Source organism: Streptomyces sp. NPDC058964 (genome assembly GCF_042741275.1).
Classification (GTDB): Bacteria; Actinomycetota; Actinomycetes; order Streptomycetales; family Streptomycetaceae; genus Streptomyces.
The window spans coordinates 34,145-60,524 of the sequence record NZ_JBHYKH010000002.1; the positions used below are offsets into that span (position 1 = coordinate 34,145).

The window sequence follows — 26,380 nt, forward strand, 5'->3', positions numbered from 1 at the left end:
GGATCGGACGGACGCTGAGTTGTTCCAGCGGGCCTGCCGGGACATCGGCGACGGTCGAGCGGTGGACCAGGCTGCCGCTGGAGGGACGGTGGGGCGCGAGGCACGTTTGCTGTGACACGGACGGCGTCTCGGCGCCGGCGGCTGTGGGGCTCCTTCGAACCATCCTCCCCGGACAGCTCCCTCTTCACAGGCCGAACAGCTCTGCCGCGTTGTCGTGGCACACCGCCCGCAGCCACTCCTGTCCAAGATCCAGCCGCTCCAGGGCATGGAGCTGGTGCACGTAGGGATAGGGGAGGTTGGGGAAGTCGGAGCCGAGCAGGATGCGGTCGCCCAGCCCGGCGAGTTGGGGCAGGGCCCGGCGGGGGAACGGCATGAGCCCCTCGGCGAAGTCGGTGAACGCCATCGTCGTGTCCAGCCGCACCTCCCCGAACCGCTCGGCGAGGCCGAGGAACTCCTCGTACTCGGGCATCCCCAGATGCGCGATGACCAGTCGCAGCCGGGGATGCCGCGCCAGCACCCGCGCGATCGGCTCGGGGCCGGTGTACTTGCCGGGGGCGGGCCCGGAGCCGCAGTGGATCACCACGGGGATCCGCGCCTCGGCCAGCAATCCCCATGTCTGCTGCAGGAGTTCGTCGGCCGGGTCGTACGCCCCCACCTGTACATGTGCCTTGAAGACGCGCGCGCCCGACTCGACGGCCTCCCGGACGTATGTCCCGACGCCCGGCTCGGGGTAGAAGGTGGCGGTGTGCAGGCAGTCGGGGGTGCGGCGGGCGAAGTCGGCGGCCCAGCCGTTCAGCCACCGGGCCATGCCCGGCTTGTGCGGGTAGAGCATCGCGGTGAAGGCCCGCACGCCGAATTTCCGGAGCAGGGATGTCCGTTCCGCCTCCTCCTCCCGGTAGGTGATCGGCCACTCGCGCCCACCCGTCAGCGGTCCGAGTGAGTCGAAGTAGTCCCAGACTTTGCGCAGGACGCGCTCGGGCATGAAGTGCGTGTGGACATCGACCAGGCCGGGCAGACCGAGCCGGCTCCAGAAACGGCGGACCTCGCCGGCCTCCTCGGCCAGGGGCACGTCACTCACGGCATCCGGCGAACCCGTGGCTGAGCTCGGCCGTGGCGATCCCGCATCGTGCGGGCGGTTGGGTGCGGGGGCGGGGATGGCTTGTGCGGAACCGGCAGGGTCGGCAGGTGCACTGGGGTGATCGTTCATGTCACCCACGATCGGCCTCGGTGAGGTGGCAGGTCCACTCCTCCCCGCAGGGAGTCCGTGAGGGATCCATCACCCGGGAGGCCGGTCCGATGTCGGTGATCACTGCGGCGGGCTGGTCCCGGCTGCCCGGCGGAAGGCGTCCCCGCACGTGGGGGACGGTATCGGCGAGCGTTCGGCGAGGACGATCAGCGCATGGCGCAGTTCCCTGCTCGGCTGGAAGAGGCGGCGGCTGGACCGACCGCCCTCGCAGGCTCGGAGCCGAGGGGGTTGACGGCTTGTCCGTCACGGCCGTGGGCGAAGGGTGTCCGGAGCCCGGCGAGCAGCTCGATGGCGCGCTCGCCGGTCGCACCGTCGGCCCCGGCCCTGAGGGGTGGGGCATCGAAATCTGCGGCGGACAGGGAACGGCCGGCCGCAACGGCGTGGGCGGCCACGGCCGTGAAGACCTCGTCCGTCCGTCGTTGCCCCGGATCAGCCGGGTAGACCGGACCGGCGGATCCGTGCCGATCGTGATGGTTCTTCAAGAACGCCCCCGAGGCGGACTGGAACAGCGGGCGGGGTTCGTCACCCGGCCGGCAGCAGCGGAACGTGCTCGGGGGTGATCGCGCCGGGGTGGGCGACCACCACCGCGGCGACCTGGTGTGCGGTGGTGAGGGCTTCGGCGGGGGCGGTGCCGGTGATTCTGGCGGCGAGGTAGGCGCCGGCGAAGGCGTCGCCGGCGGCTGTCGTGTCCAGGACGCGGGCCGGAACGGCGGCGGGCGTGTGATGGAGCTGGCTGCCGGTGAGGAGGTGGGCGCCGTCCGCCCCTGTCTTCACGATGACCTCGCGGGGTCCGAGGGCGGCGAGCCGGTGGGCGGCGGCATCCGGGGTCGGACTGTCGTGCAGGGCGGTCTCATCGTCCCAGGAGGCGAAGACGATGTCGGCGAGTGCGGCGAACCGGTCCATCACGTCCGCCGCCGTCCGGGGCGAGTCCCAGCCGGCGGGGCGGTAGTTGGTGTCGAAGCTGACCAGTGCGCCCTCCCGGCGCAGTTTCCGCAGTCGGGCCGACAGCGCTCGGCGGGCGGACGGGGAGGCGATCTGCACGGTGATCCCGGACAGATGGATCAGGTCGCCGGTGATGTGCTCGGCCCAGTCGGTGCCGGCGAAGAGCGTGCGGGCCGCGGAGTCGGAACGCCAGTATGCGAATCGGCGTTCGCCGTTTTCGTCGACCCGCACGGTGTACAGGCCGGGCATGCGGTCCTGAACCGGCAGCGATCGGTCGGTCACGCCTTCCGCCATCCAACGGGTGCGTATGCCGGCGCTGTACTCGTCGGTGCCTAGCCCGGTCAGATACCCGACTTCGGTCTCGGCGTGCAGCAGGTGGGCCACGCGGCGGAGGTAGACCGCGGTGTTGTAGGTGTCCCCCGCGACGCCCAGCCGGGCGGTGGTGGAGTCCAGGTGGGTCAGTTCGAGCATGCACTCGCCGACGCAGAGCACTCGGGTCATCGGCCGAGCACCTCGCCGACTCGGGCGGTGATGTCGCCGGGCGCGGTCAGATCGCTGCCCACGCCGACGGCGAAGGCGCCGGCGTCGAGCCAGCCACCGACTTCGGAGAGCGGGATACCGCCGGTGGGCATGATGCGGGCCTCGGGCGCCACCGCGAGCAGGGAGCGGAGGTAGGCCACCCCTCCCAGGTGGGCGGGGAAGAGCTTCGCGACTCCGTGCTGTGCCGCGCCGAGGACCTCGGTGGGGGTGGCTCCCCCTTCGATCAACGGGATACCGGTGCCGCTGAGTTCGGCACGGACGGCCGGTACGAGGCAAGGGCTGACGCAGAACCGCGCGCCTGCCGCCGCGGCCTGCCGGGCGAGCCGCGGTGTGGTGACGGTACCCGCTCCGGCGCAGATGTCCGGGTGCGTGTCCGCCGTGGTGCGCAGGACGTCGTCCCAGCCGTCGATCGTGGTGGTGATCTCGATGACGTCGAGGCCCGCGGCGGCGAGCCGGTCGACGAGGCCGAGTGCCACGGCCGCGTTTCGTACACGCACGACAGGGACGATCCGGGCCTGCCGGATCCGGGCGAACACGGCCTCGGCAGCGGCCGGGACGCGGACGGCCGCGGGGGCATGGGGGCTCATGCGGTGATGCTTCCTTTCGCGGCGACGCGCAGGGCGTTGGCGGCGATGGTGAGAGCGGGGTTGAGGGCGGCGGAGGACGGAAAGCAGGAGCTGTCCACCGCCCAGACGTTGGCGAGGTCGTGGGTGCGGCAGTCCGGGTCGAGCACGCTGTGCGCCGGGTCCTCGCCCATCACGGCGGTGCCGCACTGGTGGGAGTTGGTCTCGATGCCCATGCGCTGGGTGAAGACCAGCGGGTAGCCGGCCCGTCGCATCACGCGGACGGTCCGCCGCACCAGTTCGCGGTGAGGGTGCAGGTTGTTCGGACGCCAGTGCACGTCGATCCGTCCGCCGGGTCCGACGGTGACGCGGTTGGCGGGGTCGGGCAGGTCCTCGGAGGTGAGGTAGAGGTCGATGCTGCGGCTGGTCATGAAGTCCAGCACCGGCAGGGGTACGGATCGGCGGGCACCCTTGACCATGGGCGCCCGGACCTTGCCCAGCATCTGCACGTTGCCCAGCGGGTGGGGCGTGCCCGGGCCGGGGCCGTACCAGTCGTTGACGCCCAGGGTCTTCTGGAAGACGACCGGGTTGCGGCGTCGAGGGTTCACGGCGACCAGGAAGGTGCTGTTGTGCACCATGTAGTTCCGGCCCACCATGCCGGAGGAGTTCGCCAGGCCGTGCGGATGGCGTTCGGAGGCCGAAGCGAGCAGCAGGGCGGCGGTGTTGACGGCGCCGCAGGCGAGGACGAAGCGGCCGGCCCGGATGCGGATCGGGCTGCCGTCGCGCACGGCCAGAGCTTCGGTGACGCGGTGTCCGTCGGCCGACGTCCGCAACCGCTGGACGGTGGTGCGGGTGAGCAGCCGTACGGTGGGGCTGTTCAGCGCGGGCCGCATCGCGCAGGTCTCGGCGTCGCTCTTGGCTCCGTACGGGCAGGGGAAGCCGTCGCAGGTGCGGCAGCGGACGCAGGTGCCGCCCTCGCGCAGGTCGACACCGAGCGGCATGGGGAACGGCCTCAGCCCCTGCTCGGACATCGCCCCGGCCAGCCGGGCGACGGGCGGTTCGTGCGGCAGTGCCGGGTAGGGGAAGCCGCCCGAGCGCCACGGCTCGGTGGGGTCGTGGCCGGTCTCGCCGTGGACGCGGTAGAGGCGCTCGGCCTCGGTGTAGTGCGGTTCGAGGCCGGCGTAGGTGACCGGCCAGGCCGGGGAGACGCCGTCGTGGTGTTCGACGGCGTGGAAGTCCTGCTCGCGGAAGCGGGGCAGGCAGGCGCCGAAGACCTTGGTGTTGCCGCCCACGTAGTAGTGGACGCCGGGGTGGAACGGCCGGCCGGTGGCGGCGTCGTACCACTGCTCGGCGTTCTTGTAGCGGCCGTGCAGGAACACCTCGGCCGGTGACCGGTTGGCGTCCTCGCGCGGCAGGAAGTCGCCGCGCTCCACGACCAGGACGCGGGCGCCGGAGTCCCGCAGGGCGTGGGCGAGGGTGGCCCCGCCCATACCGGAACCGAGGACAGCCACGTCACACTCCACGAGGCCGTCGTCCGGCGTGCCGACCACGCGTGGGGAACGCGCTCCGAAGACATCGGTTGTGCCGCTCATGTCACTTCACCGATCCCGCGGTCAGGCCACGGATGAAGAACCGGCCCAGCAGGATGTACACCAGGGCGGTGGGGATCGCGGCGAGCAGGGCACCGGCCATGACGCTGTTCCATTGCACGGAGAAGTTCCCGGCCAGGTTGTTCAGGGCCACGGTCACGGGCTGCTGGGTGGGGTCCGGCACGACGGTGATGCCGAAGATGAAGTCGTTCCAGATGTTGGTGAACTGGAAGATCGCGCAGACCACGAATCCGGGCAGGGACAGCGGCAGCATCACCCGGAGGAAGACCGCCGCGTTGGAGCAGCCGTCGACCCGGGCGGCCTCGACCATCTCGTGCGGCAGCTGGTTGAAGTAGTTGCGGAAGATCAGTGTGGTGATCGGGATGCCGTAGATGATGTGCACGAGGATCAGCCCCTCCAGGGTCCCGTACAGGCCGACCGACTGCAGGAAGCGCACCAGCGGGACGAGGATCACCTGGTAGGGGATGAACATTCCGAGCAGCATCGCCGCGAACAGCCCCTTCGAGCCGCGGAAGGGGAGTTTGGCCAGGACGTATCCGTTCAGCGCGCCGACCAGCGAGGAGACCACGGTGGCGGGCAGGACCATCAGCAGGCTGTTGCGGAGGTTGGGCGCCAGCTTCTCCCATGCCTGCTCGGCGCCGCTGAAGTCGATGCTCTTGGGCAGTTCCCACATGTGGACGGCATCGGCCTGGACCGGTGGTTTCAGCGCCGCCATCACCATCACGTAGACCGGGATCAGGAAGAGCGCGGAGAGCAGGATCAGGGCGACGGCTCCGGCGAGGGGCCCGGTCCCGGGGTACCGGATGCGGGGGCGCCGTGGCGGAGCCGCGAGGGGGGCGGTGCTCATCGGTTCTTCTCCCTGATGACGCTGCGGTAGAGGTACGGCACGATGACGACGGCCGACAACAGGAACATGACGACGGATGCGGCGGCGCCGGTGTTGTAGCGCAGGGCCCGGAAGGTCTGGTCGAAGACGAAGATGCCGGGTACGTCGGTGGCGAAGCCGGGTCCCTGGCCGACCATCGCGTAGACGAGGTCGAAGGACTTCAGGCTGATGTGGCCGAGAAGGATGAGCACGACCACCGTGACCGGACGGAGCCAGGGCAGGACGATGTGCCAGTGGTAGCGCAGCGTTCCGGCGCCGTCGAGGCTGGCCGCCTCGCGCAGTTCCTCGGGCATGGCGCTCAGCGCGGCGAGGAAGTTGGCCATCACGAAGCCGCCCAGCTGCCAGGACGCGGCGATGACGACCGGGATGAGGGCGAGGGGGATGCCGAGCTGGACCTGGATGAAGTGCCCGCCGGGCAGGACCGGTTCGAGGGCGGACGAGACGTCGCCGGCCACCGCCGGGTCCGTGATCCATTTCGGTCCGTGGTGGACGCCGAGTCCCTGGAGGATCAGGTTCGCGCCGGTCGACGGCGTGAAGATCCAGCGCCACACCACTCCGGTGACGATGAACGAGAGGGCGTACGGGAAGAGGAAGACGCCCCGGAAGAATGTCCGGCCGGCCAGGGCGTTGTGCACCAGCAGGGCGAGCACCAGGCCGACGACGACGGCCAGGGTGAGGAACAGCAGGGTGAAGACCGTGACGTTCCTGAGGTCCGCCTGGAAGCGCGGGGTGCGGAACATGTCGTCATAGGTCTGGTGGAGCGGGTCACGGGGTGACAGATCGGGGTTCAGGCCCTGCCACTTGGACACCGAGACGCGGATCGAGTATCCGATGAAGCCGTAGACGAAGATCCCGACCAGGATCAGGCTGGGCGTCAGAACGGCGATGCCGAAGCGGTGCTGCCGCCACCATGAGGCCCGGGTCGAGGTTCTTGCGGGTGGCTCTTTCGTGGTGTGCGGCGCCGGTGCGGCGGGCCGGGTCAGTACCGGCATGGGGACCTCCTGGGTAGGGCGGCGGGCAGGGGGGCCGGGCCCGCCGCCGGGGACCCGTACGGGACTGGGGTCAGCTCTTGGCCGCGGTGGCCAGGGCCTCGACGAAGGAGTCGACGTCCTTGGACTGGACGAACTGGGTGACGGCGTCGAAGAAGGACTGCTGGAACTGCGGGTTCATGGCCTCGCCGTGCACGACCGACTGCACGAGGGTGTCGCCGCGGAAGGACTTGGCTGCCTGCTGCTGGTAGGCGGGCAGCGAGTCGGTGGGCACGTCGGTGCGGATCGGCGTCGAGCCCTTGTCCTTGCTGAAGGCCAGCTGGACCTCGGGCGAGCTGATCGCGGAGGCCCACTTGAGGGCGAGGTCCTTGTGCTTGGCGTTCTCGGCGACCACGAAGGTGTCGACCACGACGACGAAGGTGCCGTCGGTGCCGGGCTGCGGGACGTAGCCGAAGTCGCTGCCGTCCTTCGCGCCGTCCTTGAGGAGTTCGCCGTACGCCCAGTCGCCCATGCTCTCCACGGCGCAGTCACCCGCGGCGAGCCGCTTGGTGGCCTGGTCCCAGGTGAGTGCGGAGGCGTCCGGGTCCGCGTACGGGAGCACCTTCTTGAACAAGCCGGCCGCCTGCTTGACCTTGGCGTCGGTCCAGGCCGTCTTCCCCGAGGTCAGCGAGTTCCAGCCGCTCGGGCCGACCACGCCCAACAGGATGTTCTCGAACAGCTCGGCGGTGGCGAAGGCGTCCTTGCCGCCCAGGCACAGCGGCGTGATGCCCTTCGCCTTGAGCCTGCCGAGAGCGGCGACGAGTTGGGCGGGGGTGGTGGACGCGGTCAGGTCGACGCCCGCCCGCGCGGTGAGCTTCTTGTTGAACCAGAGCTCGTTGCCCCGGTGGGCGCCGGTGGAGACGCCGTAGATCTTGCCGTCCTTGCTGACCGAGGTGACGAGCTCCTCGGGGATGACCTTGGACAGGCCGTCCTGCTGGTACACCGAGCTCAGGTCGGCGGCCAGGCCGGACTTGGTGTACTCGCCGATCGCCGCTCCCGGGTGCGTCTGCCAGGTGTCGGGCGGGTTGCTGCCCTGCAGCCGGGTCTGCAGCACGGCCTGGGCGTTGCCGCCCCCTCCGCCGGCGACGGCTCCGTTGACGACCTTGACGCCCGGGTTCGCCTTCTGGAAACCGGTGATCAAGTCCTTCAGCGCGGCGTCCTCCGAGCCGGAGGTCCACCAGGAGAAGACCTCCAGCTGCTTGGCGTTCGATCCGCCGCTTTGGGCGGAGCTGCTCCCGCTGCCACAGGCGGACACGGTGAACAGGGCCGCCACCGCGGTGGCGGCTGTGAGGCAGGTGGGTATACGGCGGATCCTTCTGGGGGTGTTCAAGATGCGGCTCTCCTTGGGCAGGGCTCATGGCCCTTCGTTGCGTGTGGAACTCCAAGTACTGCTGGATCAGTTGGTGGTGCCGACGGTGGCGGCGACGGCGGCGACGGCGTCGAGGAACCAGTAGTCCCCCCACATCACGGACTCGTCGACGCCGAGACCCTTGGTCTCGTGGTAGCTGCCGTGCTTGAGCACGCCCTCCCACGTGGGGTCGTCATGGGCGAGGAAGTCGTCCTCGCACAGCCGGGTGAGGATGCGTACGGCGTACTCGGCGTAGCCGCGGGCCCGGGCACCGTCCGGGTCCAGTCCGGCCAGCTGCCACAGGCCGCCGGCCGCGGCGGCCGCCGCCGACGACTCGTGGGGCCGCTCCGGGTGCGGCTCCTCCCAGTCGTTCGGGGGTACGAGCCGGTCTCCGGTGCGTTCGATGTAGAAGTCGGCGCAGGCACGCGCCGTGTCGAGGAAGCGACGGTCGCCGGTGTGCCGGTAGACGGTGCCGAACCCGTACAGTGCCCAGGCCTGGCCGCGTGCCCACGATCCGTCGTCGGACCAGCCCTGCTGGGTGGTCTGCCGCAGGAACCGGCCGTCCGTGAGGTCGAAGATCCCCTCGTGGGAGGCGCTGCCGTCGCCGCGCACCAGTACCCGGCGGGTGGTCAGGCAGTGCTCGTGGGCGATCCGGGCGAGATCCGGGTCCCCGGTGCGGCGGGCGGCATGGAAGATGATCCCGACGTTCATCATGATGTCGATGAAGAGGCTGTCGGGGGCGAGGAAGCTGGGCAGGTAGCGGCCCCGCTCGTTGAAGCGGGACGCGGCCGTGCGCCCGGCGTGCACGACCACGTCGTCATGGGCGGCATCGCCGGTGGCCTCGTGCCAGCGGCGCCAGGTGGACCAGAACAGGAACCCGAGGTCGTGCACGCTCCGGTCGTCCTTGCGGTGCTCGACGAGCCGGCTGTAGTGCTCCGCCCGTTCCCTGAACCACGGGTCGCCGGTGCGGTGGGCGAGCAGCCACAGCTGTCCGCCGAGGAAGCCCTCGCACCAGTTGGTCCAGGCCTCGGCGTCCACCGCCCAGGCGCCGCCCTGGGTGTAGAGGGGGAACCGGTCGGGATGGCGTTCGACGAGGGTGCGGACCTTCGTGGCGGCGGTGTGCCAGGCGCGGTCGGCCGCCGGGGCGAAGGATGCGGGGACGGTCCAGCCCGCCGGGAGGGTGAGCGGCAGTGGCTCGGGCAGGATCGGGTACGCCGTCATGTCATGCCTCCTCAGGCAGCCACCGCGTGGTACGCGGGCCGACCTGGAGCTGTACGGTCTTGGTCTCGGTGAACGCGGCGATCGCCTGCCGTCCCAGTTCGCGGCCGAGGCCGCTGGCTCCGTAGCCGCCGAAGGGCAGTTCGGGGTAGCCGTCCATCCAGCGGTTGACCCAGACGGTGCCGGCCCGGATGCCGCGCGCGGCCGCCAGCGCCGCGTCGATGTTCCGCGTCCAGATGCCGGCGGACAGGCCGTACATGGTGGAGTTGGCGATGCGGATCGCGTCGTCGAGGCTGTCGAAGGTGAGCAGGGACAGGACCGGGCCGAAGATCTCCTCCCGGGCGATGGACATGTCCGCGGTGACCCCGGTGAAGACGGTCGGCCGGTAGAAGCGTCCCGTCCCGGCCGGCAGGGTGAGCCGGTCGCCCCCGAGCAGCAGCCGCGCTCCTGCGTCGTTGCCTTCGGCGACGTAGCGTTCGATGGTGTCCAGCTGCTCCTGGTTGACGATCGCGCCGACCTTCGTGGTCTCCTCGAGGGGATCGCCGACCGGTACGCGGCGGGCGCGTGCGACGACGGCGGCCTGGAGCTCCTCGGCGATGTCGCGGTGGACGAGGACGCGGCTGCCGGAGTTGCAGCACTCACCGGCGTTGAAGCAGACGCCGAAGACGATGGCGTCCAGCGCCGCGTCCAGGTCGGCGTCGGGGAGGACGATCTGCGGGTTCTTGCCGCCGAGTTCGAGTTCGGCACGCTTGAGCTGCTCGCCGGCGGTGCGGGCGACCAGACGTCCGACCGCGGTGGAGCCGGTGAAGGAGATCAGGTCGACACCGGGGTGGGAGGTCAGGGCCGCGCCCGTGCCGCCGCCACCGGTCACGGTGTTGACGACGCCTTGCGGGATGCCCGCCTCGAGCAGCAGCCGGGTGAGGTGCACGGTGGTGCCGGAAGTGAGCTCGCTCGGCTTGACCACGGCGGTGCAGCCGACGGCCAGCGCGAAGGGCAGCTTCTGGCTGACGATGAGCAGCGGGAAGTTCCAGGGCGTGATCACGCCGACGACACCGACCGGCTCGTGCACGACGAGCGCGAGGACGTCCTGGCCCAGTTGGTTGTGGGCGTCGCCGTAGGCGTGGCGGGCGAGGGTGGCCGCGTACTCCCACAGCGCGGCGCTGCCTTCGACCTCGTCGCGGGCCTGGCTGATGGGCTTGCCGCTCTCCAGTACCTCGAGGCGGGCGAGTTGTCCGCCGTCGCGGCGGATGAGCTCGGCGACCCTGTGCAGCAGGCGCGCGCGGTCGGCACCGGACAGCCGGGGCCAGGGGCCCTCGTCGAAGGCCTGGCGGGCCGCGCGTACGGCCTGGTCGACGTCCTCGGCGCCGGCCCGCGGATAGCGGCTGACGACCACGTCGTGTGCGGGACTCTCGCGTTCGAACCACTCGTCGGCGGCGGCCCCGACGTCCTTGCCGTCGATGACCATCAGCCGCTCGGCGGCGGTGATCTGGTGGTCGGTCATGTTCATTACCTCGATTGCTAGTTCTGGTGCGCGTTCTGGCGTGGTGGCCGTCGTCAGCGTCCGTGGAAATGCGGGGCGCGGCGTTCGTGGAAGGCGCGGACGCCTTCGGCGAGGTCCTCGGTGGCCGCGGCCAGGCCGCCGCCGAGGGCCTCCAGGACGCGGCTGGGGGCGCCGTCGCCCGCGGCGTCGATCAGTTGTTTGGCCAGCTGCACGGCGACGGGCGAGCCGGTCCGCAGCCGGTCGACCAGGACCGTCAGGGCTTCCTCAGCGGCCTCCGGTGCGGGACACGCGGTGGCGAGGCCCCAGTCGGCCGCGGTCGGCCCGTCCAGCTGCTGCCGGGCCAGGACGATCTGCTTGGCGCGGGCCCGCCCGACCAGCTCGGTGAGCCGTTCCGTGCCGCCCCAGCCGGGCACGGTCCCCAGGCCGACCTCGGGCAGACCGAGGCGGGCGTCCTTCGTCACGATCCGGAAGTCGCAGGCGAGCGCGAGCTCCAGGCCGCCGCCGGCCGCCACTCCGTGCACCAGGGCCACCGTCGGCTGGCGCAGCGAGGCGAGCAGGTCGAAGACGCGGTGGCCGCGGGCCGTCCACTCCCGCCACATTTCCACGGGGGTGAGAGCGGAGAACCGGTTGATGTCCGCGCCGACGCAGAAGGCCTTCGGGCCGGCTCCGCGCAGCACGAGCACTCGGGCGTCGCTCGCGGCGGCGCTGTGCAGTGCCGCTTCGAGAGCGTCCAGCATCTCGGGTGTGAGGGCGTTGAGCTTGGCGGGCCGGTCGAGAAGGACGGTGACGACGTCACCGTCGCTCTCGACCCGTACCGCGCCCTCATCGACGACATGGACGGTCATACGATCCTCCCGCCCAGTTCGCGGGCGAGCTTCTCTGCGGCGCGCAGCACGACGGCCCAGATGGTGAGCGTCGGGTTGATGCCGGGGCAGCTGGGGAACGCCGCGCCGCCGTAGACGTGCAGGCCGGGTGTGTCGTGCACGGCCAGCCAGGGGTCGAGGACCGTGGCGGCGGGGTCCTCGCCGAAGCGGCAGCCGCCGAGGTCGTGGCTGGAGCCGACGCCGGTGAAGTGCGGACCCTCCCAGGTGGTGGCCGCGCCCATCTCGCGCAGGATTCCGGCGGCCTGCTCGCCCATCCAGGCCGCGAGCCGCCGCTCGTTCTCCCGCAGCCGGTAGGTGACCCGGACCACCGGCATGCCGGTGCCCGAGCGGTCGCGGTGTCGTGGGTCGAGGTCCAGGAAGTGTCCCGCGTACGGCAGCGCGTCCGGCTGGATCCGTACCACGCCCTGGTGCTGCCAGCGCAGCAGATGGTCGCGGTAGGGCTTGCCCCAGGGGCGGACGTCGGGCGGCAGGCACTCCCGGCTGATCTGGAGCGGGAGGAACTGCTGCTCGGCGCCGAGGGTCGCCCCGCCGACGAAGCCGTGCGGGGCGAAGTCGAACTGCTCGGCGACGAAGTCGTCCAGCACCACGCCCTGGGCCGCCGGCCCGGTGTGTCTGTTGAAGTACACGCCGGGGAAGAACCCGTTGACGTGGGCGAACATCTTGGTCATGTAGTGCTTGCCGAGCTGGCCGCTGTTGTTGCCCAGTCCGTCGGGGTGCTTGCCGTCGGCCGAGACGAACATCAGCCGCAGGTTCTCGTAGGTGTAGGCGGACAGGATCACCGCGCGGGCGTGCTGGGTGCGGACCCTGCCGTGCGGGTCGAGGTACTCCACTCCCACGGCCGCCCCGGTGGAATCGAGCAGGACGCGGGTGGCGCGGCAGTGCGTACGCAGCTCGAACCTGCCCGTCCCAAGGGCCTGCGGCACCGGGCCGAGACCGGGGTGCCAGCGCTCTCCGCTGCTGGTGCCGAGCCCGTTGTTCCACGCCGAGTAGGCGGTCGCGGGCCGTCCGCCGTAGTCGACGGTGTTGACGCCCACCGGGACGGGGTGCGGATGCAGGCCCCGGGCCTCGGTGGCCGTGCGGAACCGCTCGCCGAGGGAGAAGGGCCGCATCGGGGGCATCGGCAGCGGCTTGCTGCGCTTCAGATAGGGATTGGACTCGTCGCCGGCCACCCCGATCAGGTGCTCCAGGCGCGTGTAGTACGGCTCCAGCTCCTCGTACGTGACCGGCCAGTCGGCGAGTGTGCAGTCCTCGGGCAGGATGCCCGGACCGTACTGTTCGGTGATGCGGGTGAGCGGACGGAAGTGCCAGGGGTGGAAACGGCGCAGCCAGGCGCCGTAGTGACCGGCCGAGCCGCCGACGCCGTTCACCATCCGGCCGAGCGAGAACGTCGCTTCCACGGTCTCCGGGTCGGCCGCGTCCTGGCGCCAGCGGGGTGTCTCCTGCTGGAACTTCGGCCCCAGCCCGGCGCGGGCGTAGTACGCGTCGCCGAGCTCGTCGGGCCGGAAGTCGTCCTTGCCGCGCCACGGGCCGGCCTCCAGACCGACGACCGTGAGGCCCGCCTCGGCGAAGGTCTGCGCCACCAGGCCGCCCATGGCCCCGACGCCCACGAGGAGGACGTCCACCTCGTCGGTCGAAGTGGGCGACACGGCGTTGGCGTAGGCCTCGCGGGTCCATCGCTCCTCGTCCTCGTCGTGCGGCAGCGAGTCCGCGACGTCGGCGAGGGTGCGGACGACTCCCCCCTTGGTCACCGGATCCGGGGAGAGGTTCTCCTCGGCGGAGTTCTCCAGCCAGACGCCGGGGTGGCCGAGCAGGCGCCAGCCCGCCGCGTCCCGGTTGCCGCCGTGCGCCGGGTCGGCGAACAGGCCCTCCTGCAGGTGGGCCCGCAGCTGGGCGAACGCGAGCCGCTGGTCCTCGGCGGTCAGGTGCGCGTCGAGCCGCCCCTCACTGAGGTGTGTGAGGAGTGCGTCCTGCTGGTCGGTGCGCAGGTCGGCGAAGCCATGGCCGAAGACGGCCCGGGCTGAGGCGTCGATGCCGGCGAGGACGGACTGGTAGAGGGGGACGAGCCGGCTGTCGTGGCCGGCGAGGGCGCGGTCGACGTAGTCGAGGACGCCGATGGCGCGTGCCCCGGGTCGGTGCTCGTCGGCGGGGAAGAGCCGTTCGAAGAGGGCGTCGGCGATGCGCGCCTCGGTGGCGGTCAGCGCGGTGCGGGACGTGCCGGACAGGTTGGAGGTGGTCATCGCATTCCTGCCTTGGTGTGGTGCGGGGAGTCCGGTGCCAGGCCGACCGGCTCGGGGCGGAACAGCCGTGCGTCCATCTCGCGCAGGTCGTCGGCGACCACGAGCGGGAATCCGGCTTTGTCGAGTACGTCCTTCTGAAGATCGGCACCGGGGGCGATCTCGATCACCGTGAGGCCCTGTTCGCGCAGTTCGAGTACGCAGCGCTCGGTGACGTAGCGGACACGGCGGCCCTGGGCGAGGGCACGGCGGCCCGAGAAGGTCACCGCGCTGACACGGTCCACCAGCTTCGGTACGGCTCCGTCCTGACGGATGGTCAGGCGGCCGTCCTCGACGGCCATGTCGCGACGCCCGGCGGTGAAGGTGCCGCTGAAGACGATGTTGCGGGCTGCCGAGGTGATGTCGGCGAAGCCTCCGACACCGGCGGTGACGTGCCGACGGCCCGCCAGGTGGTGCACGTTCACGTCGCCGTACCGGTCGATCTCCAGGAAGGAGAGCATGGCGCGCTGGAAGCCGCCGCCCTGCAGGAGGGTGAACTGGTCGGCGCTGGGCATCAGTGCCTGCGGATTGAGCGCGCAGCCGAACGCGAACCCGGTGAGCGGCAGGCCGCCGACGGCTCCCTGCTCGATGACCCAGGTGACCGCGTCGGCCCGGCCCTCCTCGACGAGGATCCGGGGGATCAGGGCGGAGATGCCGAAGCCGAGGTTGACGGTGTCGTTCTCGCGCAGCTCCTGCGCGGCCCGCCGTGCGATGACCTTCTCCAGGCCCCACGGCGCCGGTTCCACGACGTCCAGCGGGCGACGGATCTGACCGCTGATGGCGGGGTCGTAGACGGTCTGGGTGGTCTGCCACTGTTCTTCGTGCACCACCAGGGCGTCGACGAGGATGCCGGGCACCCGTACGTGCCGGGGGTCCAGGGTGCCCGCGGCGGCGATCCGCTTGACCTGGGCGATGACGATCCCGCCGTTGTTGTGCGCGGCGTACGCCTGGTCCAGGGCGCCCAGGGTCGAGCCCTCGTCCTCGAAGGTGAGGTTGCCGCACTCGTCGGCGGTGGTCGCCCGGACGATCGCCACGTCGGGGCGCACGGCGGGGTAGAACAGCCACTCCTGACCGTCGCGCTGTTCGAGGGTCACGAGGTCCTCGGTGGTGGCGGCGTTCATCCGGCCGCCCTGGTGACGGGGGTCGACGAAGGTGTCGAGGCCGACGTCGCTGAGGACGCCGGGCTGCCGGGCGGCTCCCGCGCGGTGCATCTGGAAGAGCGCGCCGGAAGGGAGGTTGTACGCCTCGATCTCGTCGGCCTCGATCATCTTCCAGATGCGCGGCGGTTCGGCGGACGACGGCCCGCTGGGATACGAACCGGCGATGATCCGGGACAGCAGCCCGGGGAGGGCCAGGTGGTCGATGCCGGGCACGCCGTACATGTCGCCGGCCGCGATGGGGTGCACCGTGGTCAGCCCGCGGGGCGCTCCGGTCTGCGCGAAGTGTTCGCCGATACCGGCGAGGACCGCGTCCGGGCAGCCCAGCGCGGAGGAGGAGCTGACCGAGACGACCGCTGCGTCCGGGATCAGCCCGGCCGCCTCGACGGCGGTCACGACGGGCACTGTTCGCATGGATGTGTTTCCTTCGTTCTTACGGGCGACGGGTCAGAGCGCTGTGGCGGGGTGGAGTTCGACAGGGGCCGTGCGCCCGGTGCGGGCGGCCTCCTGGACCGCCAGGGCGACGGCGAGCGCGTGCACTCCCTGCGGGCCGGACGCAGTCGGTTCCCCCCTCCCGTGGACCGCGTGACCGAAGGCCTCCAGGACCTCCTCGTACAGGTCACGTCGTCCGTGGACGGCGATCTCACGGGATCCGGTGGCATCCCGCAGACGGACGGTGCCGACGGGGTTCTGGGTCATCACGTCTGCCGCGGTGATCGACCCGTCGGTGCCGTGCACCTCCAGTCCGGTGCCGGCGTGGGCCACGGTGAACGCGTCGTGGGTCTGGACCAGGACTCCGTCGGCGTAGCGAATGACGCTCATCGCGGCGTCCTCGGCCGCCGCCTCCCACGGGCCCTGGCGCACCGCCAGCGCGGTGGCCTCGACGGGCGTGCCGAACAGGGCGTTGGTGACGGAGGCGTCGTGACAGGTGATGTCCATGACGACCCCGCCCCCGGCACCCGGGTCACGCAGCCGCCAGCCCCGCAGGCGCTCGGGGAGCGCCACCGCGTGGAACACGCGGGCCGCCAGCGGCCGCCCCACCGCACCGGCCGCGACGAGTTCGCGGATGCGTCGGTGGGTGGCGGCACCCGGCAGGTGGTGGTTCACGGCCAGCACCACACCGGCGAGCCGGCAGGCCTCGACCATCGACCAGGCGTCGGCGAGGGACAGTGCGAGCGGCTTCTCGCACAGCACGTGCTTGCCGGCGGCGGCCGCGGCGAGCGTGTGCGGCAGGTGCAGCTCGTTGGTCGTACTGATGTAGACGGCGTCGATGTCGTCCCGGGCCAGCAGTGCCTCGACGCTCGTGGTGGAGTGCGGCACGCCGTGCGCCCCCGCCCAGGCGGTGGCGCGCATCCGGGAGGACGAGCAGAGCGCGGTGACGTCGTGGCCGAGGCGGCGCATGGCGGGGACCATGCGGGTGGCCGCGATGTCACTGGCCCCGATCAGTCCCCAGCGCAGTGCGGTCTTCGGCGTTCTCATCGCTGGTCCTCCGAGTCGGCGCCGGAACCGGCGGGCCGGCTCCGGGTGGAGTCGCGCACCTTCAGCTCCGGCGTCAGGAGCACGGTGCGCGGCGGCACGTCGGGTTCCTCGATCCGGCGGAGCAGCAGCTCCGCCGCCTCGGTACCCGTCTGGTCGGGATGCGTGGCGACCGTGGTGAGCGACGGGTGCTGCAGGGCGGCGTCGGGCACGTCGTCGAAGCCGGCGACGGCCACCTCCCGGCCGGGCTCGACGCCACGCGCCCTGAGCGCGGAGATCGCGCCGAAGGCCACCACGTCGCTGTAGCAGACGACCGCGTCGTACGGCCGACCGGTCCCGGCGAGCATGTCGACCGCGCGCTCGCCGCCGTCGCGATCGGCGCTCGTGGCGATCGACAGGGACGGGTCGAGGACGAGCCCGTGGCCCTCCAGCGCAGTGCGCAGTCCCTGCTCGCGCTCTTCCCGTGCCGTCGAGCGTGGCGGGCCGCCGAGGAAGGCGACGTGCCGCCGCCCGGACCTCACCAGGTGATCGCCGAGAAGCTGACCCGCCTCCCTGTTGTCCACCCCGATGTAGTCCGCCTGGTGCCGGGGCACGTGACGGGTGACGAGCACATGGGGAGTGCCCGAGGCGGTCAGCGTCTTCCGGAGCATCTCGCTGCTGGTGTCGTACGAGGGAACGAGCAGCACCCCGTCCACGCGGTGCTCGCTCATCGCCTCCAGCAGCCGCGTCTGCCGTTCCTGGTCGTCGTGGCTGTAGCCGAGCAGCAGCGTGTAGCCGCGCTTGTACAGCACCCGCTCGATCGCCATCGTGAGCTCTGCGAAGTACGGGTTGCGTACGTTCGTCGCCACCAAGGCCACTGTCATCGAGCGCTGGGCGCGCAGGTTCGCGGCCCGCCGGTCGTAGACGTAGCCCAGCTCTTCCATCGTCGCGCGAACGCGTGCTTTGGTCGCCGCGGACACCCGGGGGCTGTCCCGCACCACGAGGGACACCGTGGCCTTGGAAACCCCACTGGCCGCAGCGACGTCGCTGAGGGTGACTCTGGGCACCTGTCCACCGCCTGTTAGATCGGTCTACTTGCTGATGTCCAGGAGAGTCGACCGCGTTACCGGCATGCGTCAAGGGGTCCGAAGCAGAATTCTGAAAAGAGTGCAGTTTGCCGAGATAGAGGCCGATAGACGTCTTGACAGATGCCACCCAGTCGCATCAGTCTCGATCCGTTTCAGGTAGATCGATCTAACAAGCGGCCGCCCGGCGGGCAACATGCACACCTCCCGCCCGTACGGCGGCGGCCTGGCCAAGCCGCTGGAAGCACTCGGAGCAGACGACGCCGGGGGCGTGGAGCAACTCGCCGAGCCCGAGGCACCAGGTGGCATCAGGGCGTTCAGAGCCGTAGCGGGGTGGAAGACGGGAGTCAACAGCAACCGGAGCGACCGGCTGTCAGTGCCGGCTCGAGCACCGCTGAAGTTCGGCACGCCGCGCGTGATCGTGCCGCGCTCGCGGCGTTCATCGACCTGCGGGTCCGCAACCCGTACCCGCCCACTGGCGCCACGGCACCGAGGTCGCCGCCGTCCGCCACCGGGCTCCGTGGAGGACAGACCCGTGACCACCCACCGGACGACCGAGGAAACCTCCGGCACAGCGCGACGTGCCGGGACCTCACCGGAGCCGACGGCGCCGGCGTCCAGTGGCCCTGCGGCGGTCGTCGCAGCCCGGCGGGCGACGGCCCCCGGCGAGGTGAGCACGGCGCCACCGGCCGAGGCATTCCTCACTGTCCGCGTTCATCGCGTGATCCGCTGATGTGGGCGAAGCGACTCCCGGTGTTATTCAATGAGGTGTGCCGTCAGGGATCTCGGGGTCCCGTCGGACGGGTCCGAGTACGGCCCCGGCGCCGCGCCGGGGATTGCCGAGAGAGCCGCATGGACTCCACACCCTCCCCTTCGTCTTCGCCGTTCGACCTGGTCAGCAGCGCCCTGGGGCGCTACATCCCGAGCGGCGGAGCGGCAGCGGCCGCCGGTCCTGGCGACGCGCAGGGGGACCGCACCACCAGCCGACGCGCACCCGACAACGCGGCAGCGGGCCGTCAGGATCAGATTCTCGGCGCGGTCAACCTGGACAGGGATCTGAGGATCAGCCGCTGCAATCTCGACGCCCCCGTATTCGAGGGTCTGGACGCGGTGGTCGGGAGCCCTTTCGTCGATCTCCTGCCTCCCGGGGACGTACCGACGGTCACACGGCGATTGCGGCAGGTTCTGGAAACCGGTGAGGCGCACGTCGCCCGGATCCAGCGCCTGCGGCGCGGCGACGGGTCGGAGCTGGTGGTCTCGTTGAGCATCCTGCCCGCCGCGGTGCCCCAGGAAGGCCTGACCGTCTCCGTGATCGCCATGGCCAGGAGGCTGCACCTGTACGCCGCCGAGACCGCGATCGGCACCTCGCTGGACATCGGCGAGACCGCGCAGTCGCTGGCGGAGTCCCTGCTGGCTTGGGGAGACGTGGCCGCCATCGACCTCGACTTCGCCGTGTGGACAGGCGAGGGAGTCACCGAGCAGGCGCAGGGGCGCATCCGGCTGCGGCGGGCGGCCCTGGTGCCGGACCGGGCGTGGCCCGAGGGCTACGTGACTCCGGGCGACGATCTTCCCAGCGACGCGAGTCGCCTGCTGGCGCAGGCGGTACGGCGGGACGACGCCCCGCAGGCCATCGTCATACCCGACCGGGAGGCGGTCGAGCGGGTACTCGGCAGTCCGCGAGTGATGCGCGCCCTGGTGCCCGGTGACCGGTCGGCGGGTGTGGCATGCATACCACTGGTCCTGGACGGCTCGCCGCCTGTCGTACTGGGCGTGGCGGAGGTCTGGCGGCGGGCGGGCTCCCCCTTCCGCGACAGCGACCTGTTCGACCTGCAGGAACTGGTGGCCAGGACCGCCCATCACGTCGACCTGGCCCGTCAGCACCAGCGCGAGCACACGCAGGTGCTGGCGTTGCAGCGCCGGCTGCTGCCCCGGACCGGCGGCGACACCATCGAGATCGCCAGCGTCTACCAGCCCGCCACCCCCGACAGCGCGGGCGTCGGCGGCGACTGGGTGAACAGCTTTCCGCTGCCGGACGGCCGTACCGCGCTGGTGGTCGGTGACGTCGTCGGGCACGGCCTGGGAGCCGCGGCGACCATGGGCCAGCTGAGCATGGAGGCCCGCGCGCTGCTGTCCGCGGGTCTGGCGCCCGACGAGGTGCTGGAGCACCTGGACAAGACCGTGACGCTGCTGGACGACGCCGAGTCCGGGCTGGCGGCCGGCTACAGCGCCCTCGGGTCGACCTGCTGCATCGTCCTCTACGACCCGGTCAGCCACCACGTGGCGCTGTCCAGCGCCGGCCACCTCCCCCCGGTCCTGGTGTCCCCGGACGGGCACGCGGGCCCGCTCGCGGTCCGCCCTCATCCCGGCCTGGGCGCCGAGTTCGCGCTGCGGGAACCGTTCGACGTGCACACGTTCGGCGCACCCCCGGGCTCCCTGCTCGCCCTCTACACCGACGGCCTGGTGGAGGATCCGGCCCTGTCGATCGACGAGGGCATCGGCAGGCTGGCGGACGCCGTGTCCACGGTGCACCCCTGGGACGCCCTGCCGCAGGCCGCACGGCGCGTCGTCTCCGCGCTGGCGCCCGCGCGCCAGCGTGACGACGTGACCCTGCTGCTCGCACGCATGATCGGCTACCGCAAGGGGGACACCGCGACCTGGCGGCTGCCCGCCCGCGACGACGCGCCCGCCCGCGCCCGCGCGCAGGTCTCCGCGCTGCTGCGGCAGTGGCGCACCAGGGACGACACCCTGGACACCGTGCCGCTGCTGATCAGCGAGCTGGTCACGAACGCGGTGCGCTTCGCCACCGGTCCCATCACGGTACGGCTGATCAGGGCCGGTCACGGCCTGCTGTGCGAGGTGGGCGACACCGGCAACGGCAGGCCACGTCTGAGCCGGGGCGGCCTCCTCGACGACGGCGGTCGGGGCCTGTACATCGTGCACAGGCTCACCACCCGGTGGGGGGTGCGGTGGACGGACACCGGCAAGGTGGTCTGGGCGGAAGTCGCCAGGTGACGCGGCTGCGGGACGGGCGGGGCCGGTGCCCGCGAGCGCGGCGAGGACATGGCGGCGTGCGCGTCAGCCGGCGCCACCGACGGTACGGACGGCGCCCTCAGCGGTACCGGCGTCGTTACCGGTGATGCCGGCGGCCCGTGCGCCGGTACGGGGGGCGCGGGCCGGCACTACAGCCACTCCCCCTCCAGGGCGGTGGCGGTGAGGCCCGGTGCCGCCGCGTACAGGACGGCGCGACTGCCCGACTTCTGCCCGGCGTCGTACGCCCGCCGCATGATGTCGAACACGGCGGCCCCTCCGCGGTTGCCGCTGGTGTAGCTGTCCCGGCTGTAGTCCAGCAGCCCCGACGGCCACGCGTCGGGCATCGTCTGCTCCATGTACTCCAGCACCCGGGTCCCGCCGGGGTGTGCGAGCAGCACGTCGGGGTGCCAGGAGTCGGGGTGGTCCTGGTAACGGACGCGCAGCCACTCCCACATCGCGGTGACCGTCTCCTGTACGGCGCGCGGTCCGCGCCGGTCCATCACGAAGTGGTTGCCGTCCGACCGTGTATCCAGGCGGTGCAGGTCGTGGGTGCCGGGCAGGGTGTGGTGCCAGGCGGCGTCCAGCCGCAGCACCGACTCGCGCCTCGGGCGGCCCGTGACCACCGCGGCGACCGCGGTGTCCGCGAACAGCAACCGGACGATCAGGGACTCGAGGGTGTCGTCCGCGGGCTGGTAGGTCGTGCTCAGCGCCTCCGCGATCACGACCAGGACCACCCGGTCGGGGTCCGCGGCCACGAGCTCCGCCGCCAGCGCCAGGGAGCGGGTCCCCGCGACACAGGCCCACTGCGTGGCCGGCAGCAGCATCACGTCGTTGCGGAGCGGAAGCTTGTTGGCCAGGGCGATGTCCAGACCCGGCAGCGCCGGGGTGGTGGAGTGACTGGTGATCAGGCAGTCGATGTCCGCGGCGTCCAGCCCGGCGATCTGCAGGGCCCCGCGCGCGGCACGCTCGCCGTAGGACTGCACGGCCTCCCAGGCCGGCGCGGTGCGCTCCTGGACGGTCTGCGGCGCGGGTATCGTCTCGAGGGCGGCGATCACGCGGTCCACGTCCTGCTGGGTGAACCCGTCGCGTGCCAGCGCCTCTTGGGCCGGCCCGATGCCGACAGCCCGCAGGCCGCCGCCGTTGCCCGGCGCGACTGCGGTCTCCAGCGGCAGCATCCACCCGCGGGACTCGATGCCCGTACTGGCCGCGATGCCGTCGATCCGCGGCGCCCACGCCGCGTCCGGGTGCCGGTCGCGCACCTCCGCCACGATCTGGCTGGTCTCCACGGCGTGCTCGCCGTGTATCACGGCAGGCGGGCAGAGGTAAGCGGCCATGATGGGCACCTTTCTACGGGGAACAAGGAGGACATCCCGAGTGCCATCCCGAGTGCTGTGTCATGGACCACTTCGGAAGTTCGCGCCCAAGACAATGCCGATTGGCTCCACTTCGGGAGTCGATGTCCGTTTCGAGCATGGACGCCAAAAGGACATTTGCGCTGTGACTAAGACAACTTGGGCAGCCCTTTGAGTGCGTGACACGGCACACACCGCTGAAAGAAATGGGGCCTCGGAGCGGTTCCTCAGGCCCTGCCTGACTTCCCGTCAGCCAGAAAAGTGCCTGGTCATTGCCGCTGTAACCGGAGACACCCGTGGCGGCCCAGGCAGCTCACCCACATGGGCTCTCCGCGACGGGAAGAGGTGGGCCGCGAGCTGCAAGCCGTCCGGCGCGATGGGCGATGGGCGATGGGCGATGGCGGGGGACGCGGTTGCCGTACCGCCCTGCCGTGCGCCCGGTCGCCGGCCGCATGCTGACGCGTGCGGACGATGGTGGCGTTCACCGGGACGTCTGCGAGGTGACTGCCCGACGGATCGGGCGAGCCAGGCGACCACACGCCTTGGTACCCGCGGCAACGGCACCGTCGATCGCGGCCGGGGCTCGGGCGACGTCCAGCCGATGTCCGACGTGTTCCTCGCCACCATGCCCGCCCCTCGCGATCGGGCCTGCCCTCGCCGCCTCCTGTTGCTGAGCTCGGTCAACCGGATCTGCCGCAACGGACACCGCCCGGGCACGGTCACCGCTTCGTCTTCGGTCGGTTTGCGGGTGGCTGTGGCTCCGGGGGCAGAGATCGCGGTGGGGTATGTGTTCGCACGGCTGGTCGGCAAGGCCCGCCGGGCGGCGGGGCACGCGGATGCCGAGGTCGACCAGGCCGGCCATGGACGCGAGGATGGACCGGCTGCACGAACTGGTCAGTTCTCGGCCGGGGCCGGATCCGGCGCTGGAGCGGCCCGTGGAGCGCCCGGTCCTGGGCAGTGGCGTCCAGCACGACCACTTCGGCGAGGCGCCGGGTGACCGGTGAAGCCCGGCCGCCTGGAACGGGCGCGAGTTGGGGGGACCACGTCGATTCCCGCGACGCGGCGTTACGACGGACTGTCACCCAGACCGTGCACACCTGCGTCGTCGGCGTCGCCGCCGCCGCCGCGAAGGGAACCACGGCAGCAGACGGTGCGAGGACACCCGCCCCAGCACGGCATCACCGTGGCGATCAGCACCGGCCGAACAGTTCGGGCGGGCCTGGGTGGACCTGGACGAACTGCGCGCCAGGACTGTCGGCTTGGGCAGCCTCGTGGACACCGGCCACGTCGTCGGCGCCCTCCGGTACGTCACCCGTGGCCGGGAGACCGGATCGGGCCCGAGCCGCCGCACCGGCGTCTGCTCACCCCCGACGAACTGTCGGACAGAGACCACTGCCGACGTACCGTCACGATCCCCCGACAGGGGCGGCGGTGCGGGACGACCGACCGCCGGCCCGGTGCCCTGACAGCCGCCGGGACCCGGATCGCCGCCGACCGCACCGCGTCCCCCGAACAGACGCACCCCATCGTTACTGAAGACGTTGGGCCATCCGAAGGAGTTGACGCAGCAGGACTGCCAAGAGGGTCATGGGCCGTCCGCTGCCTTTCTCCTGTTCGCAGCGTGATTCGGAGCTGCGGCAGGCCCGGTGCCCGGGCCTCGGTGCCCCATACAAGGGAGAGTTACGGATATATCCGCACTTTGTAACGCGAACCCTTTCGTTGCTCTGGTGCCGCCGTGGAGGTCCACAGTTTGGGACCTCGGCACAGAGCCGGGAATGTCGGATTGCACGCCGGTCTCGACGAGGATCGGTGCGCACGAACGTGAGGTGACAGATTCATGTCTGTTTCTCGTACGACGGTCCGCCTGATCGCCACCTGTGTGGCTTCGGGTGCACTCGTCGGCGCGGCCGCCATGCCGGCGCTCGCCGCTGGAGCCGACCATGACCGTGACAACGGGAGAAGTTACTCGCACAGCTACAGGGGCGACCACGACCGCGACGGTCACTTCGGCGACCGGGACCGGGACCGGGGCTGGAGCTGGGACCGGGATGGGGATCGGGACCGGGACCGGGGCTGGAGCTGGAATCGCCGGGGCTGGGGTGGGGACCGGGACCGGGACCGGTACCGCCACCACGGCTGGTACAACGACCGGCACTGGGATCACGACCGCTACCTCGGCCACCGCTAGGCCGCCTTGGATGCTGCGCCGTGACGCGGCGGCCGACCACACCCCCTGTCATCCGTTGTCATCCGTCGTCGTAGCCGGCACAGCCACTGCACCCCGCCGGAGGGCGAAGACCGTTGCCAGCGGTCTTCGGCCCTCCGGCCACGTGCCGCACCGTCCGGTCGTTGCGGCGGGCACCCACCGGCTCGACGGCAAGCGGGCGCTGACGCCTCTGGACCGCCGATGCCGGTGTGTGGGGTCGGTGGTCTGGGGCCACCACGGCCTGGTCCAACGAGGGCTGATGCCCAGCCGCCGGCAGGCCTTGCGCCAGGTGTTCCTGGTGCAGGCCCAGGCGTTGTCGGTCAGTACCCGCTCGACGGTGACGCCCTGGGCGGCGAACCAGCGGTCGCGAGGGCGCGTCGCGACACGTGATCGTGTCAGGAGCCTTCGAGCACGGTGGAGAGACCTGGCGCCTGACGGGGGCTCACCGCGCCGAAGCCCCGAACCACCGCGGCGTGCGGCCCCGTTGAGGGACCGCACGCCGTGCCCTTGTGTGCGTTCGGATCCGCGGCCTCAGTGGTTGCCACCACCGTTGCCGCCATGACCACCACCGTTGCCGCCATGGTCACCACCGTTGCCACCGTGGTCACCACCGTTGCCGCCGTGGTCACCACCGTTGCCGCCGTGGTCACCGCCATAGCCGCCGTTGTCGTAACCGTTGTCGTGGCCGTTGTCGTAACCGTTGTCGTGGCCGTTGTCGTAACCGTTGTCGCCGTTGTCACCCCACCAGTCGCCATGGTCACAGCCGCTGCTGTAGCCGCCGTGGTCATAGGACGAGGTGGACGCGGTAGCGGTACCCGCCGCACCGATCGCGGCGCCGCCGGCCATCAGCACACCGGCAGCGGACGCCGCGAGGACACGCCTGGCGCGTTGTGCTCGCATGAGAAATACCTTTCGTTCCATCGCCTCTCGCGACTCTCCGGGGGATGTGCGAGATTGATGGCCGCCGCCGCAGGCGAACCGCGGCGCGGTCTCAGGTGTCACCGCATGTTTTTCAGGAGGCACTCACTCGACCGCCGACGCCTCCAGCGCCATTCGCGCGGGGTTGCGCCGATGGCTGCTGCGGCCCTGGTCCCGCAGTACCGGGAACGGGTCGGCCGGTCGTGCCGTGCGATGCGGCTGTCACCCAAAGAGCCTAGTCCCGGTTGCGCAACTCGGCACCTCGGTACCCAGCGGCCCCACCAGTCTCTTGCGAAACGGCCGCTACCGGGGGACCCGGACGACGCCCTCCTGGATCACGGAGATCGCGAGGCGTCCGTCCTGGGTGTAGATGCGGGCCTGCCCGAGGCCGCGGCCGCCGTGTGCGGAGGGGGACTCCTGGTCGTACAGCAGCCATTCGTCGGCACGGAACGGTCGGTGGAACCACATGGCGTGGTCCAGCGAGGCGCCGACGACGTCACCGACGGCCCAGCCGCCGCGGCCGTGCGCGAGCAGCACCGAGTCGAGCAGGGTCATGTCGGAGACGTAGGTGGCGAGCACGACGTGCAGCAGAGGGTCGTCGTCGAGCTTGCCGCTGGTGCGGAACCAGACCTGCGAGTGCGGCTCTCGCGGCTCCCCGAACCTCCCGTACGGCGGCTCGTCGACGTAGCGCAGGTCGACCGCCTCGCGCGCCTCCAGGAACTTCTCCACGACCAGGGGGTCGAGGTGTCCGTAGCCGCGCAGCCGCTGCTGCGAGGTGGGCAGGGTCTCCGGGTCCGGCGAGGGCGGCATGGGGGCCTGGTGGTCGAGGCCCTCCTCGTACGTCTGGAAGGACGCGGAGAGATGGAAGATCGGGTGCCCGTGCTGGACCGCGACCACCCGGCGGGTGGTGAACGAGCGGCCGTCGCGGATGCGGTCGACGGTGTAGACGATGGGCACGCCCGGATCACCGGGGCGCAGGAAGTAGGCGTGGAGGGAGTGGGCGTGACGGTCCGCCGGGACCGTACGCCCGGCGGCGACCAGCGCCTGGGCCGCGACCTGTCCGCCGAAGACCCGCGGAACGACGGCGGACCGGGACTGGCCGCGGAAGATGTCCTGCGCGTGCTGGGCCACATCGGGC

General features: G+C 71.3%; 20 protein-coding genes and 1 pseudogene. 3 read left to right on the forward strand and 18 right to left on the reverse strand.

Annotated elements, in window-relative coordinates; genetic code table 11:
• Positions 1 to 184: 184 nt before the first annotated feature.
• The 14 genes from ACFW2E_RS00480 to ACFW2E_RS00545 form a co-directional block, all read right to left on the reverse strand.
• Positions 185 to 1,207, reverse strand: coding sequence for an amidohydrolase family protein (locus ACFW2E_RS00480; RefSeq protein ID WP_384459063.1), 1,023 nt, complete (start codon positions 1,205 to 1,207; stop codon positions 185 to 187).
• A 561-nt stretch (positions 1,208 to 1,768) separates the two neighbouring features.
• Positions 1,769 to 2,689 (reverse strand): sugar kinase, encoded by a 921-nt coding sequence (locus ACFW2E_RS00485; protein WP_384459066.1) that lies wholly within the window; start codon positions 2,687 to 2,689, stop codon positions 1,769 to 1,771.
• The gene (locus ACFW2E_RS00490; protein WP_384459069.1) at positions 2,686 to 3,315 is read right to left on the reverse strand and encodes a bifunctional 4-hydroxy-2-oxoglutarate aldolase/2-dehydro-3-deoxy-phosphogluconate aldolase; all 630 of its coding nucleotides are present in this window, start codon (positions 3,313 to 3,315) and stop codon (positions 2,686 to 2,688) included. The genes ACFW2E_RS00485 and ACFW2E_RS00490 overlap by 4 nt, the downstream gene beginning before the upstream one ends.
• On the reverse strand, positions 3,312 to 4,883 hold the full coding sequence (locus tag ACFW2E_RS00495) for an FAD-dependent oxidoreductase (protein WP_384459072.1): 1,572 nt from the start codon (positions 4,881 to 4,883) through the stop codon (positions 3,312 to 3,314). The genes ACFW2E_RS00490 and ACFW2E_RS00495 overlap by 4 nt, the downstream gene beginning before the upstream one ends.
• A 1-nt stretch (position 4,884) precedes the next feature.
• Positions 4,885 to 5,748: a carbohydrate ABC transporter permease gene (locus tag ACFW2E_RS00500; protein WP_384459075.1), complete on the reverse strand. Its 864-nt coding sequence runs from the start codon at positions 5,746 to 5,748 to the stop codon at positions 4,885 to 4,887.
• A complete protein-coding gene (locus ACFW2E_RS00505; RefSeq protein ID WP_384459078.1) occupies positions 5,745 to 6,779 on the reverse strand; it encodes a carbohydrate ABC transporter permease in 1,035 nt (344 codons plus the stop codon). Before ACFW2E_RS00505 ends, ACFW2E_RS00500 begins: the two co-directional genes overlap by 4 nt.
• Before the next feature lie 70 nt (positions 6,780 to 6,849).
• Positions 6,850 to 8,145: an ABC transporter substrate-binding protein gene (locus tag ACFW2E_RS00510; RefSeq protein WP_384459081.1), complete on the reverse strand. Its 1,296-nt coding sequence runs from the start codon at positions 8,143 to 8,145 to the stop codon at positions 6,850 to 6,852.
• Between the two features lie 66 nt (positions 8,146 to 8,211).
• Positions 8,212 to 9,384, reverse strand: coding sequence for a glycoside hydrolase family 88 protein (locus ACFW2E_RS00515; protein WP_384459084.1), 1,173 nt, complete (start codon positions 9,382 to 9,384; stop codon positions 8,212 to 8,214).
• Between the two features lies 1 nt (position 9,385).
• A complete protein-coding gene (locus ACFW2E_RS00520) occupies positions 9,386 to 10,882 on the reverse strand; it encodes an aldehyde dehydrogenase family protein (RefSeq protein WP_384459087.1) in 1,497 nt (498 codons plus the stop codon).
• A gap of 53 nt (positions 10,883 to 10,935) precedes the next feature.
• Positions 10,936 to 11,727, reverse strand: coding sequence for an enoyl-CoA hydratase/isomerase family protein (locus tag ACFW2E_RS00525; protein WP_384459090.1), 792 nt, complete (start codon positions 11,725 to 11,727; stop codon positions 10,936 to 10,938).
• Positions 11,724 to 14,003, reverse strand: a complete 2,280-nt coding sequence (locus ACFW2E_RS00530) for a gluconate 2-dehydrogenase subunit 3 family protein (protein ID WP_384459093.1) — start codon at positions 14,001 to 14,003, stop codon at positions 11,724 to 11,726. Before ACFW2E_RS00530 ends, ACFW2E_RS00525 begins: the two co-directional genes overlap by 4 nt.
• Positions 14,000 to 15,610 (reverse strand): acyl CoA:acetate/3-ketoacid CoA transferase, encoded by a 1,611-nt coding sequence (locus ACFW2E_RS00535; RefSeq protein ID WP_384459096.1) that lies wholly within the window; start codon positions 15,608 to 15,610, stop codon positions 14,000 to 14,002. The genes ACFW2E_RS00530 and ACFW2E_RS00535 overlap by 4 nt, the downstream gene beginning before the upstream one ends.
• Before the next feature lie 33 nt (positions 15,611 to 15,643).
• Entirely contained in the window at positions 15,644 to 16,675 is a 1,032-nt protein-coding gene (locus ACFW2E_RS00540; protein WP_384459099.1) for a Gfo/Idh/MocA family protein, read from the reverse strand.
• A complete protein-coding gene (locus tag ACFW2E_RS00545; RefSeq protein ID WP_384459102.1) occupies positions 16,672 to 17,718 on the reverse strand; it encodes a LacI family DNA-binding transcriptional regulator in 1,047 nt (348 codons plus the stop codon). The genes ACFW2E_RS00540 and ACFW2E_RS00545 overlap by 4 nt, the downstream gene beginning before the upstream one ends.
• A gap of 870 nt (positions 17,719 to 18,588) precedes the next feature.
• On the opposite strand from ACFW2E_RS00545, the gene ACFW2E_RS00550 reads away from it, so the two are divergent.
• On the forward strand, positions 18,589 to 20,748 hold the full coding sequence (locus ACFW2E_RS00550) for a SpoIIE family protein phosphatase (RefSeq protein WP_384459105.1): 2,160 nt from the start codon (positions 18,589 to 18,591) through the stop codon (positions 20,746 to 20,748).
• Between the two features lie 167 nt (positions 20,749 to 20,915).
• On the opposite strand, the gene ACFW2E_RS00555 is transcribed toward ACFW2E_RS00550, so the two are convergent.
• Positions 20,916 to 22,100, reverse strand: coding sequence for a type III polyketide synthase (locus ACFW2E_RS00555; protein WP_384459108.1), 1,185 nt, complete (start codon positions 22,098 to 22,100; stop codon positions 20,916 to 20,918).
• 878 nt (positions 22,101 to 22,978) lie between these two features.
• Here ACFW2E_RS00555 and ACFW2E_RS00560 point away from each other — a divergent pair.
• Together ACFW2E_RS00560 and ACFW2E_RS00565 are read left to right on the forward strand one after the other, a co-directional pair.
• A complete protein-coding gene (locus ACFW2E_RS00560; RefSeq protein WP_384459111.1) occupies positions 22,979 to 23,122 on the forward strand; it encodes a hypothetical protein in 144 nt (47 codons plus the stop codon).
• Positions 23,123 to 23,955: 833 nt separating this feature from the next.
• Positions 23,956 to 24,306, forward strand: a complete 351-nt coding sequence (locus ACFW2E_RS00565; RefSeq protein ID WP_384459114.1) for a hypothetical protein — start codon at positions 23,956 to 23,958, stop codon at positions 24,304 to 24,306.
• Between the two features lie 210 nt (positions 24,307 to 24,516).
• Here ACFW2E_RS00565 and ACFW2E_RS00570 read toward each other — a convergent pair.
• The 3 genes and pseudogenes from ACFW2E_RS00570 to ACFW2E_RS00580 form a co-directional block, all read right to left on the reverse strand.
• A pseudogene (locus ACFW2E_RS00570) lies at positions 24,517 to 24,684 on the reverse strand (IS481 family transposase); the annotation flags it as partial.
• 171 nt (positions 24,685 to 24,855) lie between these two features.
• Positions 24,856 to 25,224, reverse strand: a complete 369-nt coding sequence (locus tag ACFW2E_RS00575) for a hypothetical protein (protein WP_384459117.1) — start codon at positions 25,222 to 25,224, stop codon at positions 24,856 to 24,858.
• A 321-nt stretch (positions 25,225 to 25,545) separates the two neighbouring features.
• Complete coding sequence (locus tag ACFW2E_RS00580; RefSeq protein ID WP_384459126.1) at positions 25,546 to 26,373, reverse strand: acyl-CoA thioesterase; 828 nt, start codon at positions 26,371 to 26,373, stop codon at positions 25,546 to 25,548.
• Positions 26,374 to 26,380: the final 7 nt, after the last annotated feature.